Source organism: Actinacidiphila glaucinigra (assembly GCF_035918135.1).
GTDB lineage: Bacteria > Actinomycetota > Actinomycetes > Streptomycetales > Streptomycetaceae > Actinacidiphila > Actinacidiphila glaucinigra.
The window spans coordinates 6,646,246-6,661,663 of record NZ_CP109144.1 but is presented as its reverse complement, the minus strand read 5'-3'; the positions used below and the strand labels follow the sequence as shown (position 1 = coordinate 6,661,663).

General features: G+C 72.3%; 13 protein-coding genes. 9 read left to right on the top strand and 4 right to left on the bottom strand.

Annotation, left to right across the window (positions count from 1 at the left end):
• Positions 1-55: 55 nt before the first annotated feature.
• Both OIE69_RS29970 and OIE69_RS29965 read right to left on the bottom strand, forming a co-directional pair.
• Entirely contained in the window at positions 56-586 is a 531-nt protein-coding gene (locus tag OIE69_RS29970) for a DUF1877 family protein (RefSeq protein ID WP_326577075.1), read from the bottom strand.
• Between the two features lie 3 nt (positions 587-589).
• The gene (locus OIE69_RS29965) at positions 590-1,690 is read right to left on the bottom strand and encodes an amidohydrolase family protein (RefSeq protein ID WP_326577073.1); all 1,101 of its coding nucleotides are present in this window, start codon (positions 1,688-1,690) and stop codon (positions 590-592) included.
• Between the two features lie 69 nt (positions 1,691-1,759).
• Between OIE69_RS29965 and OIE69_RS29960 the strand changes: the two genes are divergently transcribed.
• The 5 genes from OIE69_RS29960 to thpD all read left to right on the top strand — a co-directional run bounded on the left by OIE69_RS29960 (position 1,760) and on the right by thpD (position 6,348).
• Entirely contained in the window at positions 1,760-2,845 is a 1,086-nt protein-coding gene (locus tag OIE69_RS29960) for a pyridoxal-phosphate-dependent aminotransferase family protein (protein ID WP_326577071.1), read from the top strand.
• A 370-nt stretch (positions 2,846-3,215) separates the two neighbouring features.
• On the top strand, positions 3,216-3,710 hold the full coding sequence (gene ectA, locus OIE69_RS29955) for a diaminobutyrate acetyltransferase (RefSeq protein WP_326577069.1): 495 nt from the start codon (positions 3,216-3,218) through the stop codon (positions 3,708-3,710).
• A 48-nt stretch (positions 3,711-3,758) separates the two neighbouring features.
• On the top strand, positions 3,759-5,030 hold the full coding sequence (gene ectB, locus OIE69_RS29950; RefSeq protein WP_326577067.1) for a diaminobutyrate--2-oxoglutarate transaminase: 1,272 nt from the start codon (positions 3,759-3,761) through the stop codon (positions 5,028-5,030).
• A 19-nt stretch (positions 5,031-5,049) separates the two neighbouring features.
• Positions 5,050-5,448, top strand: a complete 399-nt coding sequence (locus OIE69_RS29945; RefSeq protein ID WP_326577065.1) for an ectoine synthase — start codon at positions 5,050-5,052, stop codon at positions 5,446-5,448.
• A gap of 6 nt (positions 5,449-5,454) precedes the next feature.
• Positions 5,455-6,348 (top strand): ectoine hydroxylase, encoded by an 894-nt coding sequence (gene thpD, locus OIE69_RS29940; RefSeq protein ID WP_326577064.1) that lies wholly within the window; start codon positions 5,455-5,457, stop codon positions 6,346-6,348.
• 1,258 nt (positions 6,349-7,606) lie between these two features.
• Here thpD and OIE69_RS29935 read toward each other — a convergent pair.
• Positions 7,607-9,136: an aldehyde dehydrogenase (NADP(+)) gene (locus tag OIE69_RS29935; RefSeq protein WP_326577063.1), complete on the bottom strand. Its 1,530-nt coding sequence runs from the start codon at positions 9,134-9,136 to the stop codon at positions 7,607-7,609.
• A 111-nt stretch (positions 9,137-9,247) separates the two neighbouring features.
• Here OIE69_RS29935 and OIE69_RS29930 point away from each other — a divergent pair, with 111 nt between their 5' ends.
• Entirely contained in the window at positions 9,248-10,015 is a 768-nt protein-coding gene (locus tag OIE69_RS29930) for an IclR family transcriptional regulator (RefSeq protein ID WP_089222062.1), read from the top strand.
• 9 nt (positions 10,016-10,024) lie between these two features.
• Here OIE69_RS29930 and OIE69_RS29925 read toward each other — a convergent pair whose 3' ends face one another.
• Positions 10,025-12,022, bottom strand: a complete 1,998-nt coding sequence (locus OIE69_RS29925; RefSeq protein WP_326577060.1) for a beta-galactosidase — start codon at positions 12,020-12,022, stop codon at positions 10,025-10,027.
• Between the two features lie 157 nt (positions 12,023-12,179).
• Here OIE69_RS29925 and OIE69_RS29920 point away from each other — a divergent pair, with 157 nt between their 5' ends.
• The 3 genes from OIE69_RS29920 to OIE69_RS29910 all read left to right on the top strand — a co-directional run bounded on the left by OIE69_RS29920 (position 12,180) and on the right by OIE69_RS29910 (position 15,418).
• On the top strand, positions 12,180-13,508 hold the full coding sequence (locus OIE69_RS29920; protein ID WP_326577058.1) for an ABC transporter substrate-binding protein: 1,329 nt from the start codon (positions 12,180-12,182) through the stop codon (positions 13,506-13,508).
• A gap of 81 nt (positions 13,509-13,589) precedes the next feature.
• Positions 13,590-14,513, top strand: coding sequence for a carbohydrate ABC transporter permease (locus OIE69_RS29915; protein ID WP_326577056.1), 924 nt, complete (start codon positions 13,590-13,592; stop codon positions 14,511-14,513).
• Positions 14,513-15,418 (top strand): carbohydrate ABC transporter permease, encoded by a 906-nt coding sequence (locus tag OIE69_RS29910; RefSeq protein ID WP_326577054.1) that lies wholly within the window; start codon positions 14,513-14,515, stop codon positions 15,416-15,418. The genes OIE69_RS29915 and OIE69_RS29910 overlap by 1 nt, the downstream gene beginning before the upstream one ends.

Here is a 15,418-nt window from a genome sequence, read left to right as displayed (position 1 = left end):
GTAGGACCGATGGCAGCACGCGAAGCGGGGACGGACGGGGCGACCCAGCCCAGGATCACCCGAATTGGGGCGATGGGATCATTCGGGGCTCAGAACCAGAACACTTCACTACTCTGTGCCCCTGGGCGGCAGCGCGGGCGTAGAAGGTCCGCAGCCCCTCGTGCCGGGGCCGGACGACCTCGTCACGGACCCGCGCTTCGTCCCATCCCCGGAAGCCGGCCATGACCGGCTTCCCGCCCGACGCCCACAGCGCGTCGAAGGGCACCTCGTCGAGGAACCTCGCGGCCTCCCGGACCTCTCCGGGATCGAGCACGAGGATCGGGGGGTCGACGTCCCGCGGGTCCTCGATCACGATGCCGCCCGCGACGGGAAGGGCGCCGGGGCCGTCGGCGCCGCCCGGCGCCGCGGGCTCGCTCGTGCAGAGCCGGTCGAGGAGTTCGAAGTCCTTCTCGATGCTCCAGGCGATCCCCGCCCCGGCCTCCTCCTCGTAATGGTCCCAGGCCTCGTCGAGGAACCCCGCCAGGGGCCCGTAGCCCCGCGGCAGTTGGGACTCGGGGAGGGCGCGCAGATGCATGCGGTAGGTCATGCCTCACCCCACCACGCGGCCGCGCAGCACGATGCGCCGGGGCGCGGTCAGGACGCGGACGTCGGCCCGGGGGTCCTCCGGGTAGACGACCAGGTCGGCGGAGGCCCCTTCGGTGAGGCCGTCGCGGCCGAGCCACTCGCGCGCCGACCAGGTGGCGGCGGAGAGCGCGTCGAGGGCGGGCAGGCCGGCGGTGACCAGTTCGGCGACCTCCGCGGCGACGAGCCCGTGGGCGAGGGAGCCGCCGGCGTCGGTGCCGGTGAAGATCCGGATGCCGGCGTCGTGGGCCGCGCGGACGGTGTCGTAGCGGCGGGCGTGGAGCCGGCGCATGTGGTCCGCCCAGCGCGGGAACCTGGCCTGGCCGCCGTCCGCGAGGTCCGGGAAGGTCGCGATGTTGACCAGGGTGGGGACGATGGCCACCCCGTGCTCGGCGAAGAGCGGGATGGTGTCCTCGGTGAGCCCGGTGGCGTGCTCGACGCAGTCGATGCCCGCCTCGACGAGGTCCCGCAGGGCGTCCTCGGCGAAGCAGTGCGCGGTGACGCGGGCGCCCTCCTCGTGGGCGGCGGCGATGGCGGCCTCGACGGCGCCGCGCGGCCAGCAGGCGGTGAGGTCGCCGGCGTCGCGGTCGATCCAGTCGCCGACCAGCTTGACCCAGCCGTCCCCGCGCCGGGCCTCCCGGCGGACGTGGGCGACCAGGTCCTCGGGCTCGACCTCCCAGGCGTAGTTGCGGATGTAGCGGCGGGTACGGGCGATGTGCCGGCCGGCCCGGATGATCCGCGGCAGGTCCTCGCGGTCGTCGATCCAGCGTGTGTCGGAGGGCGAACCCGCGTCGCGGAGCAGCAGGGTGCCCGTGTCCCGGTCGGTGAGCGCCTGTTTCTCGGAGGTGCCCGGGTCGACGGGGCCGTGCTGGTCGAGGCCGACGTGGCAGTGGGCGTCGACCAGCCCGGGCAGGACCCAGCCCTCGACGGTGGTGAGGTCGCGGAGGCCGGCGGGGCGCTCGTAGGTGACGCGCCCGCCGACCACCCAGAGCTCGTCCCGGACGTCCTGCGGCCCGGCCAGGATGCGGCCCTTGATGTGGAGCGCCTGCGACGCCTCGCGAACAGCCATGTCAGCACTCTACGAGCCGCCGGATACCCTCGGGCCGTACACCCCCTCGACGAAGGAAGCGGCGCCACCGTGTCCCACCCCCTGCTCGACCTGCCCCCGCTGACCGCCGAGCGCTTCGCCGCGATCGAGCGGAGAGTCGCCGCGCTGCTGCACACGGAGCAGGACGTCGTGATCACGCAGGGCGAGGCCCTGCTGCCACTGGAGGGCTGCATCCGCGGCGGGGCGCGACCGGGTTCGACGGCGCTGAACGTGGTGACCGGGCCGTACGGCCAGACCTTCGGCAACTGGCTGCGGGACGCGGGCGCCACCGTGGTCGACCTGGAGGTGCCCTTCCACGCCGCCGTGAACGCGCAGGATGTCGAGCGGGCGCTGTCCGGCCACCCGGAGATCGACTTCGTGTCGCTGGTGCACGCGGAGGCCGCCACCGGCAACACCAACCCGGTGGCGGAGATCGGCGAGGTGGTCCGGGCGCACGGCGCGCTGTTCATGGTCGACGCGGTCGCCTCGGTGGCGGCCGAGCCGCTGCTGGTGGACGCGTGGGGCGTGGACCTGTGCGTGATCGGCGCCCAGAAGGCGATGGGCGGGCCCGCCGGGGTGTCGGCGGTGTCGGTGAGCGAGCGCGCGTGGCGGCGTCTGGCGGACAACCCGGCGGCTCCGCGCCGTTCGTACCTGTCGTTGCTGGACTGGAAGGAGCGCTGGCTCGACGCCGGGCGCAGGGCACTGCCGCACGCTCCCGCGCAGTTGGAGATGCTGGCGCTGGAGGCCTGCCTGGAGCGGATCGAGGAGGCCGGGCTCGGCACGGTGATCGCCCGGCACCGCGCCGCCGCGGCGGCGACCCGGGCCGGTGCGGCGGCGCTGGCCGCCGTCGAGCCGTACGTGTACCGGGACGAGGACGCCGCGCCGGTCGCGACGACGCTGCGCACCCTGGACGGCGTCGCCGCCGACGGGCTGGTCGCCCGCGCCCTGGCCCTGGAGCCGGGACTCCCGCTGGTCGCCGGCGGCGGGGCACTGGCCAAGGAGATGATCCGCGTCAACCACTACGGCGGGGACGCCGACCCTGCCGTGGTCGTCCGTACGCTGCGCACGCTGGCCGGCGCCCTGGAGGCGGACCCCGAGCCGGCCGTGGCGGCGGCCGAGGCCGCCTGGCAGGTCTGACCGTCCCGCAGTCCCCAGGGCCGTCCCAGCCGTCGCGAACGGCTGGGACGGCCCTTGCGCTTTCGGCATGCCGAATTCCACACCGGATTGACGGCAGGGAAATTCAGAGTAATTATCCGGGGTATCGGGGAAGGCATTCCGCATTCCACTCCTGCCCCGGGATCACGGCTTCAAACGCCAAGATTTCATCGACACCCCGTGATGATTTCGAGGATGTGACCGAGCCCACAACACCACCCATCTGCCCCGAAATATACAGGTAAACGATCCCATCCTGGCGGCCTCCGCGCGCCTGATATCAGCGGCATCCACCCGCGACAAGAGCCGCGCGGCATGCAATTCGGAATTCCGCCCGCTACGTTGTCTCCGCATGACCGTCGCTAGGGAATTGCTGCTCGACACCCCGGGAATCGAGGACGGCGCCGCACTGTGGCGCATTGCCCGTGATTCACGGACCCTGGACCTGAACTCCCCGTACAGCTATCTCCTGTGGTGCCGGGACTTCGCCGGCACCTCCGTGGTGGCGCGTACGGCGCACGGCGAACCGATCGGCTTCGTGACCGGCTACGTCCGCCCCGAGCGCCCCCGCACCCTCGTCGTCTGGCAGGTCGCCGTGGACGAGGCGCACCGCGGCCGGGGGCTCGCGGCCACGATGCTCGACGACCTCGCACAACGGGCCGCCGCGTCCGGCGTCCGCGAGGTCGAGACCACGATCACCCCGGACAACGAGGCCTCGCACCGCCTGTTCACGTCCTTCGCCGCCCGCCACGGAGCGCGGACCGAGCGCGGGGTGCTCTTCGACACGGCGCTGTTCCCCGACGACCACCGACCCGAAGTCCTGTACCGCATCGGGCCCCTCGTCTGACCCGGCCGTCCCCGCCCGACTCCTCCTCCCCCACAGAAGGAATGCACGGTGACCATCACCCCGCCCGCCATGTCCGTCTTCGAGACCCTCGAGTCCGAGGTCCGCAGCTACTGCCGCGGCTGGCCCGCCCTCTTCGACCGCGCGCAGGGCAGCCGCATCTTCGACGAGGACGGCCACGATTACCTCGACTTCTTCTCCGGCGCCGGCGCCCTCAACTACGGGCACAACAACCCCGTGCTCAAACGCGCCCTGCTCGACTACCTGGAGCGCGACGGCATCACGCACAGCCTGGACATGAGCACCACCGCCAAGCGCGCCTTCCTGGAACGCTTCCAGGACGTCGTCCTGCGCCCGCGCGGCATGGACCACAAGGTGATGTTCCCGGGACCGACCGGCACCAACGCCGTCGAGGCGGCGCTGAAGCTGGCCCGCAAGGTCAAGGGCCGCGAGTCCGTGGTGTCCTTCACCAACGCCTTCCACGGCATGTCGCTGGGCGCGCTCGCCGTCACCGGCAACTCGATGAAGCGGGCCGGCGCCGGCGTCCCCCTGGTGCACGGCACCCCGATGCCCTTCGACAACTACCTCGACGGCCGTGTCCCGGACTTCCTGTGGTTCGAGCGGCTGCTGGAGGACCAGGGCTCCGGCCTCAACCAGCCCGCCGCCGTGATCGTCGAGACGGTCCAGGGCGAGGGCGGCATCAACGTCGCCCGCCCCGAGTGGCTGCGCGGCCTGGCCGACCTGTGCCGGCGCCGCGACATGCTGCTGATCGTCGACGACATCCAGATGGGCTGCGGCCGCACCGGCCCGTTCTTCTCCTTCGAGGAGGCGGGCATCGTGCCGGACATCGTGACCCTCTCCAAGTCGATCGGCGGCTACGGCATGCCGATGTCGCTGACCCTCTTCCGCCCCGAACTGGACATCTGGGAGCCGGGCGAGCACAACGGCACCTTCCGCGGCCACAACCCCGCCTTCGTCACCGCCACCGCCGCCCTCGACACCTACTGGGCGGACGGCGGGAGCATGGAGAAGCAGACCCTCAAGCGCGGCGAACAGGCCGAGGCCGTCCTGCGCGAGATCTGCGCCGAGCATCCGCGCTCCGGCGCCCAATACCGGGGCCGCGGCCTGGTGTGGGGCCTGGAGTTCACCGACCCCGGCCGGGCCTCCCGGGTCTGCGCCCGCGCCTTCGAACTGGGCCTGCTGCTGGAGACCTCCGGCCCCCGCGGCGAGGTCGTCAAACTGCTGCCCGCCCTGACCATCACCCCCGAAGAGCTCGACGAGGGGCTGCGCACCCTCGCCCGCTCCGTCCGCGAGACCGCCTGACGAAAGGAACCGTCCCACCGTGATCGTGCGATCCCTGAAGGACATCGAGGGCACCGACCGCGATGTCACCGCCGAGACCGGCACCTGGCGCAGCAAGCGCATCATCCTCGCCGACGACCGCGTGGGCTTCTCACTGCACGAGACCGTGATGTACGCGGGGACCGAGACCTCCATGTGGTACGCCAACCACGTCGAGGCGGTGCTGTGCGTCGAGGGCGAGGGCGAGCTGACCGACGACGAGACCGGCGAGAGGCACCGGATCTCCCCCGGCACGCTCTACCTGCTCGACGGCCACGAACGGCACACCATGCGCCCCGAGACCGACCTGCGCTTCGTCTGCGTCTTCAACCCGCCCGTCACCGGGCGCGAGGTGCACGACGAGAACGGCGTCTACCCCCTGCTCACCGAGGGAGCGTGACCAGCGATGACCACCGCGACGACGACCGACCTCTACCCCACCCGAGGCACCGCCGAGGTGCTGACCCCGCGCCAGGACCCGGTCGTCTGGGGCGGACCCGGCACGACCGGCCCGCTCCGGCCGTCCGAACTCGGCGACTTCGACCGCGACGGGTTCCTGCCCGTCGACGCGCTCATCGGTCCCGAGGACGTGGCCCGCTACCACGCCGAGCTGGAGCGGCTGTGCGCCGACCCGGCCGTGCGCGCGGACGAGCGGTCCATCGTGGAGGCGAAGTCCCAGGACATCCGCTCGGTCTTCGAGGTCCACAAGATCAGCCCGGTCTTCGCCGAACTGGTCCGCGACCCCCGCGTCGTCGGCCGCGCCCGGCAGATCCTCGGCTCCGACGTCTACGTCCACCAGAGCCGGATCAACGTCAAGCCGGGCTTCGGCGCCTCCGGCTTCTACTGGCACTCCGACTTCGAGACCTGGCACGCCGAGGACGGGCTGCCCCGCATGCGCGCGGTCTCGGTCTCCATCGCGCTGACCGAGAACCACGACACCAACGGCGGCCTGATGATCATGCCGGGCTCGCACCGGACGTTCCTGGGCTGCGCGGGCGCGACGCCGGAGGACAACTACAAGAAGTCCCTCCAGATGCAGGACGCGGGCACGCCTTCCCACACGGCCCTCACGGAACTGGCGGGCCGGCACGGGATCCGGCTCTTCACCGGGCAGCCCGGGTCCGCGGTCTGGTTCGACTGCAACTGCATGCACGGCTCGGGGGACAACATCACGCCGTACCCGCGCAGCAACGTCTTCATCGTCTTCAACAGCGTGGAGAACGCGGCCCTCGAGCCGTTCGCGGCGCCCGTGCGGCGGCCCGAGTTCATCGGGGCGCGCGACTTCTCCGCAGTGCGGTAACCCTCCCGGGGGGGGCCGTTCCGTGTGCGGTGCCCCTCGCGGCGCGTTGTCGTGTGCGGGTGCGTTGTGGTTGCGGTTGGGGGTTTCCCCGCCCTCCCGCCCGATTGCCCGGCGCGGTTGGTGCGGGCCTGCGCGCGTGCGTGGTGGGCCGGGGGCGGGGCCTCCGGGGCTGGGCATTCTGTACCGCATATTTATGTGCATGGCGGGCGGTACTTGTCGTGGCCGTCTGTGCCGCACAACAAATACACGTCAGCGTCCAGAACGCCCACCCCTCCGACCCCACCCCCTCCGTATCGCTGGGCGCCCAACGGCCGGAGGGGGGTGATGGGGGCCGCCCCTACCCGCACGGTTGGGAGCTGCCCCCAGCAGGGGTCCTCTGGCCGCGGGCCGAGCAGGGGTGCACGCACCCGTGGCCGGGGCACCTCCCACGGGACGGCTTACGCACCTCACCCACCGGCGCTCCAGGGCTTTGCCTATGTCACGGCGACGCCGAAGGCCGCCAGGCGGCAGATCACGTCGAGCGCCGATGTGGGGGACGACCCTGACCTCCGGCGGGCGGCCGACCCGCAACCAGGTTCAGCCCCTGGCCGAAGGCCGAAAAGGGCGGGAACACGCACACGGCAACGGGCCGCTCAGCAGGGCGCGCCCTACCGCCGGCATCGGCCCGAGCACCCCGAAAGACCTTCCGGCCAGATCCACCCCATGATCATCACGCGAAGCCGACGCGGCCCTCAGCCACCGCCCCCAGCTACCGCTGGAAAATGCCCCCCCCATGGAGGGTCAGACGGCCGTGGGCGTTCGGTAAACGCGTGCGGCAACCCCGGACCGCCTCACCCCCCTCCGGCCGTCAGTCGCCCCGTCATACGGAGGGGGTGGGGTCGTAGGGGTGGATGTTCTGGACGCTGCGGGATATTTGTGTGCGGCATCCGGGGCTCGGGCTTGGACCGCCCGCCATGCACGTAAATAACCCAGTCCAGGACGTGCAGCCCCGGAGGCCCCGCCCCCGGCCCACCACGCACGCGCGAGGCGGTCACTGACCGCGCCGGGCAATCGGGGGGGGCGGGCGGGAGAACCGCCCGCCGCAGGCGCAACCAACCCGCACACGACAACCAGGCAGCGCGGGGCACCCGGCCCGCAGGCGCAAACAACCCGCACACAACAACCAGGCAGCCCGGGGCACCCGGCCCGCAGGCGCAACACACCCGCACACGACAACCGGCCGCACACAACACCCCACCCGGCGCAGGAGGCCCAAGCCTCAGGCTTCGCGCCGCCCGTCGTACCGCCGCGGCAACCCCAACGGGTTGCCATCGCGCAGCTCCGCCGGCAGCAACCCCTCCGGCGCGTCCTGGTAGACGACGGGCCGCAGCCACCGCTCGATCGCCGTACCGCCGACCGACGTGGACGTCGAGGTCGTGGCCGGGTACGGCCCCCCGTGGTGCATGGCCGGGGCCACCGCGACGCCCGTGGGCCAGCCGTTCACCACGACGCGCCCCGCCAGCGGGGTGAGCCGGCGCAGCAGTTCCGCGCCGGAGCCGTCGCCGCCGGACGCCTCGGCCTCGCTCAGGTGCGCCGTCGCCGTGAGGTTCCCGGGGAGCCGTCCGAGCACCCCCTCGACCTCCTCCGCGGTGCCGTACCGCGCGACGACCGTGACGGGCCCGAAGTGCTCCTCCAGCAGCGCGTCGTGCTCGCCGTCCTCCGCGAGCCGGGCGGCCGGGACGGAGACGAAGCCGGCGCGCACCAGGTGCTCGCCGCCGTCGCCGGGCTCGACCGGCGCCTCCACCTCGGGCAGCGTGGTCAGTTCGCGCACGCCCGCGATGAAGTTGTCCCGCATGCGGGCGTCGAGCAGGGTGCCGGGGGCGACGTCGCCCACCGCGGCCGCCAGGGACTTGAGGAGGCGGTCGCCCGCCTCCCCCGCAGGGGCCAGTACGAGGCCGGGCTTGACGCAGAACTGGCCGACGCCGAGCGTCACGGACCCGGCGAGCCCCGCGCCGATCTGCTCGGCGCGCTCCTCGGCCGCGGCCTCCGTGATGACGACCGGGTTGAGGCTGCCGAGTTCGCCGTGGAACGGGATCGGCACGGGTCGTGCCGCCGCCGCGTCGAAGAGGGCGCGCCCGCCCCGTACGGAGCCGGTGAACCCGGCGGCGGAGACCAGCGGGTGCTTGATGAGGTCGATGCCGGCCTGGAAGCCGTGGACCACCGAGACGACGTCGGCGGGCAACCCGACCTCCACGGCGGCCCGGCGCAGCGCGTCCGCGCACAGCTCGCTCGTCGCCGGGTGGTCGGGGTGGGCCTTGACCACGACGGGGCAGCCCGCCGCGAGCGCGCTGGCGGTGTCGCCGCCCGGCACGGAGAACGCGAGCGGGAAGTTGCTGGCGGAGTACACGGCCACGACGCCGAGCGGGATCTTGTAGCGCCTCAGGTCGGGCCGGGGCGGGGCGAGCGTCGCGTCGGCGTGGTCGATGATGACGTCGAGGAAGGCGCCCTCCTCGACGATCTCGGCGAAGGCCCTCAGCTGGTAGGTGGTGCGCCCGAGTTCGCCGGTGAGGCGGGCGGGGCCGAGGGCGGTCTCCGCGTCGGCGGCCTCCAGGATGCGGGGGCCGGCCCCCTCGAGGAAGTCCGCCGCGGTGCGCAGCAGCCGGGCCCGCACCTCGCGGTCGGCGAGCGCCGGGAAGGCCGCGGCGGCGGCGCGTACCGCGGCGTCGACCTCCTCGGCGGTGGCTTCGACGGCGACCTGCTCCCGCTGCTTCCCGGTTCGGGGATCGACGCTCCACACTGGTACGGCCACCGCGGGTACCTCCAGGCCTTTCGTTCGATATGCTGAACAGCATCCGCAACTGTGAATCTGTTCGGGAGCCTACTTGCGCGGGTCCCGGCCGAACAAGAGGGGTCCTCCGAGATGGCTGCAGGTGAGGGCGGGGCGCAGGTCAAATCCGCGGTGCGGACGGTGGAGCTGCTGGAGTTCTTCGCCGGGCAGCCCGGCATGCACAGCCTGGCCGCCGTGCAGGAGGCCGTCGGCTACCCCAAGTCCAGCCTGTACATGCTGCTGCGCACGCTCGTGGAACTGGGCTGGATCGAGACCGACGCCACCGGCACCCGCTACGGCATCGGCGTGCGCGCCCTGCTGGTCGGCACCTCGTACATCGACGGTGACGAGGTCGTGGCCGCGGCCCGCCCGACCCTGGACCGGCTCTCGGACGACACCAGCGAGACCATCCACCTCGCCCGCCTCGACGGCACCAGCGTCGTCTACCTGGCGACCCGTCAGTCCTCGCACTACCTGCGGCCGTTCACCCGCGTCGGCCGCCGGCTGCCGGCCCACTCCACCTCGCTCGGCAAGGCGCTGCTCGCCACGTACACCGACGAGCAGGTCCGCAAGCTGCTGCCGGAGACGCTGGAGCCGCTCACCGAGCACACCCACACCGACCGCGAGAAGCTGATCGCCGAGCTGCACCAGATCCGCGAGCAGGGCTACGCCGTGGACCGCGAGGAGAACACGCTCGGCCTGCGCTGCTTCGGCGTGGCCGTCCCCTACCGCACGCCCGCCCGTGACGCGATCAGCTGCTCGGTGCCGGTGGCCCGGCTGACCCCGGCCCACGAGCAGCTGATCAAGGACGCCCTCTTCGACGCGCGCGACCGCCTCACGCTGGCGACCCGCCGCCTCTGATCCGCCCGCTCAGGACTCCTCCCGGAGCACCCGGACCGCGCCCGGCGGCACGCTGAGCCGGCCGATGGCCCGCTCCCCGGTGAGCAGTTCCGTGCCCGGCACGTCGAGCGGCACCTTCACCTCGGCCCCGCTGTGGTTGATCACGAAGAGGTATGTGCCCTGCTCCCCGGCTCGGCGGACGACCTCGACGTCATGCGGCAGTTCGGCCCGGTCCGGCAGGCCCGCGTCCTCCGCGGCGGCGGCCAGGACCGCGCCGAGTTCCGCGGGGCCGAGCCGGGTGGAGACGTACCAGGCCGTGCCGGCCCCCAGGGCGTGCCGGGTGACGGCGGGGCGGCCTGCGGCGGGGCCGTCGGCGTAGGTCCACACCGGTTCGGCGCCGCGCGGCACGACGACCTCCGTCCACAGGTCGCCGGTGAGCGCGGGGGCCTCGGGGCCGTCGAGCCGGACCCGTTCGCCGTCGAGCAGGGGCGCGAACTCCTCGACCGTCAGCCCGAGCACGTCCCGCAGCGCGCCGGGCACGGGGCCCGGGTGGACGGTGTCGTGCTCGTCGACGACGCCCGAGAAGTAGGAGACCAGCAGCGTGCCGCCGCCCTCGACGTAGGCCCGCAGGTTCCGTCCGGCGGCCTCGGTGGTGAGGTAGAGGGCGGGGACGACGACAAGGGGATAGGCCGACAGGTCGGCTTCCGGGCGGGCGAAGTCGACGGTCAGATGGCGGTCGAACAGGGCCTCGTACCAGCTGTCCGCGCGTTCGCGCGCGTCATGGTCCTGGCTGGGCCGCCACTCGAGCTTCTGCGCCCACCAGGACTGCCAGTCCCACAGCACGGCGGCGTCCGCGACGGTCCGGGTGCCGGCGACCTCGGCGAGGGCGGCGATGTCGGCGCCCAGCCCGACGACCTCGCGCCAGACGCGGCTGTCGGTGCCGGCGTGCGGCAGCATCGCCGAGTGGAACTTCTCGGCGCCGTAGCGGGACTGCCGCCACTGGAAGAACAGGGCGCCCTCCGAGCCGCGGGCCACGTGCGCGAGGCTGTTGCGGGCCATCTGGCCGGGGGCCTTGGCGGGGTTGCGGCGCTGCCAGTTGACGCCGCTGGTGGAGTGCTCCAGCAGCAGCCAGGGGGCGCCGCCGGCGACGGAGCGGGTCAGGTCGGCGGCCATGGCCAGGTTGACGTGGGTGCGGCGGCCGTCGGTGATCAGGTAGTGGTCGTTGGTGACGAGGTCGACCTCGCGGCCCCAGGCCCAGTAGTCCATGGAGTCGCACTGGCTGAGCGCGGTCATGAAGTTGGTGGTGACCGGAACACCGGGTGACAGCCGGTGCAGGATGTCGCGTTCGGCGGTGAAGTTGCCGCGGACGGTCTCGTCCGTGAAGCGGGCGTAGTCGAGCTGCTGGGCCGGGTTGGCGACGGTGGGGGTCAGCCGCGGGGCGTCGACGTGCGCCCAGTCGCCGTACGCCTGGCCCCAGAAGGCCGTGCCCCAGGCCGCGTTGAGGGCGTCAAGGGTGCCGTGGCGGGCCCGCAGCCACTGCCGGAACTCCTCCGCGGACGCCTCGCAGTAGCAGGCGCCGACCGGTACGCCGTACTCGTTGTGGACGTGCCACAGGGCGAGGGCGGGGTGGCGGCCGTAGCGCTCGGCCAGCCGCTCGGTGATCCGGGCGGCGGCCGCGCGGTAGGCGGCGGAGCTGTGGCAGATGGCGCCGCGCGAGCCGAATCCGTAGCGGACGCCCTCGCGGCTGACCGGGAGCGCCTCGGGGTGGGCGGCGTAGAACCAGGCGGGCGGTACGACGGTGGGGGTGCCGAGGTCGGCGCGGATGCCGTGCTCGTGCAGCAGGTCCAGCAGCCGGTCGAGCCAGCCGAAGTCGTAGCGGCCGGGCTCGGGCTCCAGCTTCGACCAGGCGAAGATGCCGACGCTGACCATGGTCACACCGGCCTCGCGCATCAGCCGGACGTCCTCCTGCCAGACCTCCTCGGGCCACTGCTCGGGGTTGTAGTCGCCGCCGTAGGCAAGGCGCGCCATGGGATCTCCTGGGTCAACTCTGGGAACGTGCACAGCCTCCTGAGAGGCGGCTCGGCCAAGGTAACCGCAGGGCCACAGGCATTGACAAGTGTCGGAGATGTTTCTCTACTGTGAACGCTCACAGCGCCCCCGCGCACCCTCGTCAGGGGAGGAACCCATGAACAAGCGCCTCGTCGCCGCATTCGCCGCGGCCGCGCTCTCCACCACGCTGCTGGCCGGCTGCGGTTCGCCGGACGACGGCGGAGCGGGTGGAGACAGCGAGGACAGGGCCGGGTCGGGCCCTGTCGGCCTCACGTACTGGGCCTGGGCCCCCGGCCTGGACAAGGTCGCGGCGATCTGGAACGCCGGCCCCGGCAAGGAGGCCGGCATCACGGTCACGGTGAAGAAGCAGGCGTCCGGCGACGACCTCGTCACCAAGATCATCACGGCCTCGAAGGCGCACAAGGCGCCCGACCTGGTGCAGGCCGAGTTCCAGGCACTCCCCACTCTGGTGAGCAACGACGTCCTGGCCGACATATCCGGGCAGGCGGGCGACACGAAGAAGGACTTCGCCGAGGGCGTGTGGCAGCAGGTGACCCTCGGCTCCGACGCGGTGTACGCGATCCCGCAGGACACCGGGCCGCTGATGTTCTACTACCGCCAGGACCTGTTCACGAAGTACGGCCTGAGCGTGCCCACGACGTGGGACGAGTTCGCCGCCACCGCCCGCGCCCTGAAGAAGAAGGACCCGAAGAAGGCGCTGACCACCTTCTCCGCCACCGACCCCGGCCTGTTCGCGGGCCTGTCCCAGCAGGCGGGCGCGAAGTGGTGGACGACCGGCGGGGACAAGTGGAACGTCGCCATCGACGACGCCGCCTCCACCAAGGTCGCCGACTTCTGGGGCGGCCTGGTCGAGGAGGGCGCCATCGACAACCAGCCGATGTACACCCCCGCGTGGAACAAGGCGCTCAACACCGGCACCCAGATCGCCTGGGTGAGCGCCGTGTGGGCGCCGGGCGTGCTGACGACCGCGGCCCCCGACACCAAGGGCAAGTGGGCCATGGCGCCGCTGCCGCAGTGGACCGCGGGTGACCACGTCACGGGCAGCTGGGGCGGTTCCACGACCGGCGTCTCCAACGACTCGAAGCACAAGGACGCGGCGGTGAAGTTCGCGACCTGGCTCAACACCGACCCGGAGGCCGTGGCGGCCATGGTGAAGAACGGCGGCATCTACCCGGCGGCGACGGCCGCCCAGACCGGGGACGCGCTCGCCCAGGCGCCGGAGTTCTTCGCCAACCAGCCGGACTTCTACACCAAGGCCGCCGAGATCGCGAAGACCACCGCCCCGGGCGCGTGGGGCCCGAACGTGAACGTCGCCTACAGCGCGTTCAAGGACGCCTTCGGCAAGGCGGCGCAGGACAAGGCGGGCTTCGGCCCGGCGCTGGGCACGGTGCAGTCGACAACGGTCGCCGACATGAAGAAGCAGGGCTTCCCCGTCGCGGAGTAGCGCGGCACCCCCCAGGTCGACCGGGGGCACCACGCGCCCCCGGTCCCCGCCCGTCCGTCCCCCGTCCGAAACGAGCCGCCCATGCCGCCCTCGCCGACCGCCGCCCGGCGCACCCGACGCCTCGCCCCCTACGGATTCCTCGTCCCCGCCGTCGTCCTGTTCGCCGCGACCTTCGCACTCCCCATCGGCTACGCCCTCTACCTGAGCTTCCGCAAGATCGAGGTCAAGGGACTGGGCCTGGGCCGGGGCGCCCGCGGCGAGACCTGGGCGGGGCTGTCCAACTACGCCTCCGTCCTGTCCGACACCGAGCTCCTGCACGGCGCCGCCCGCATCCTCGGCTACGGCGCGATCGTGGTGCCGGTGATGCTGGGCCTCGCCCTGCTGTTCGCCCTGATGCTGGACGCCCAGCGGACCCGCCTGCGCGGCTTCTCGCGCCTGGCGATCTTCCTGCCGTACGCCGTGCCCGGGGTGGTCGCGGCGCTGCTGTGGGGCTTCCTCTACCTGCCCTCGCTCAGCCCGGTCCACTACGCGCTGGGCGCGCTGGGCCTGCCGGAGCCGGACCTGCTGAACGGCGGCGCGCTGTTCGGCGCGCTGGCGAACGTCGCCGTATGGGGCGGCACCGGCTTCAACATGATCGTGATCTACACCTCGCTGCGGGCGGTGCCCGCCGAGATCTACGAGGCCGCGCGGATCGACGGCTGCTCGGAGCTGCAGATCGCGCTGCGGGTCAAGATCCCCACGGTGGCGCCGGCGCTCGTGCTGACCTTCTTCTTCTCGATGATCGCGACCTTCCAGGTCTTCGGTGAGCCGATGACCCTCAAGGGGATGACCAACTCGATCTCCACGACCTGGAGTCCGCTGATGAAGGTCTACCAGGACGCCTTCGTCCGCGGCGACCTCCACTCGGCGGCGGCGACGTCCGTGGTCATCGCCGTCGTCACCCTCGTGCTGTCCTTCGGCTTCCTGCGGGCGGCCAACTCCCGTACCCGGCAGGAAGCCTCCTGATGAGCGTCACCGCAACCCCCCTCGACCGGCGGTCCGGCGCCACCGCGGAGGCGCGCGCCTCCGCGCCGCGGCGCCGCCGCCGTGCCGGCCTGGTCCCGACCGTCGTCCTGCTGCTCGGCGCCGCCTACTGCCTGCTCCCGGTGGCGTGGGTGCTGGTGGCGTCGACGAAGAGCAGCCGCGAGCTCTTCTCGACGTTCACCTTCCTGCCCGGCACGGGTCTGGCGGACAACCTCTCGGCGCTGTCCGCGTACCGCGACGGCGTCTACTGGCGGTGGATGCTCAACTCCCTGTTCTACGCGGGCTTCGGGGCGCTGCTGTCGACGGCGGTGTCCGCGATCAGCGGCTACGCGCTGGCTAAGTACCGCTTCCGCGGCCGTGAGGCGATCTTCAACGTCCTGCTGACGGGGGTGCTGATGCCGCCGGTCATCCTGGCGATCCCGCAGTACCTGCTGATGGCGAAGGCGGGTCTGGCCGACAGCTACCTGTCGGTGCTGCTGCCGAGCGTGCTGGCGCCGTACGGGATCTATCTGGCGCGGATCTACGCCTCCGCCGCCGTGCCGGACGAGGTGGTGGAGGCGGCCCGGGTGGACGGGGCGCGGGAGTGGCGGATCTTCCGCACGATCGCGCTGCCGGTGATGCTGCCGGGGCTGGTGACGGTCTTCCTCTTCCAGTTCGTGGCGATCTGGAACAACTTCCTGCTGCCGTTCATCATGCTCGGCGACGACGAGAAGTTCCCGGTGACGCTCGGCCTGTTCACCCTGCTCCAGCAGGGCGCCTCGGCGCCCGCCCTCTACACGCTGGTGATCACCGGCGCGATGCTGGCGATAATGCCGCTGATCGCGCTGTTCCTGGTCATCCAGAGGTTCTGGAGCCTGGACCTGCTCTCCGGGGCCGTAAAGTCCTGA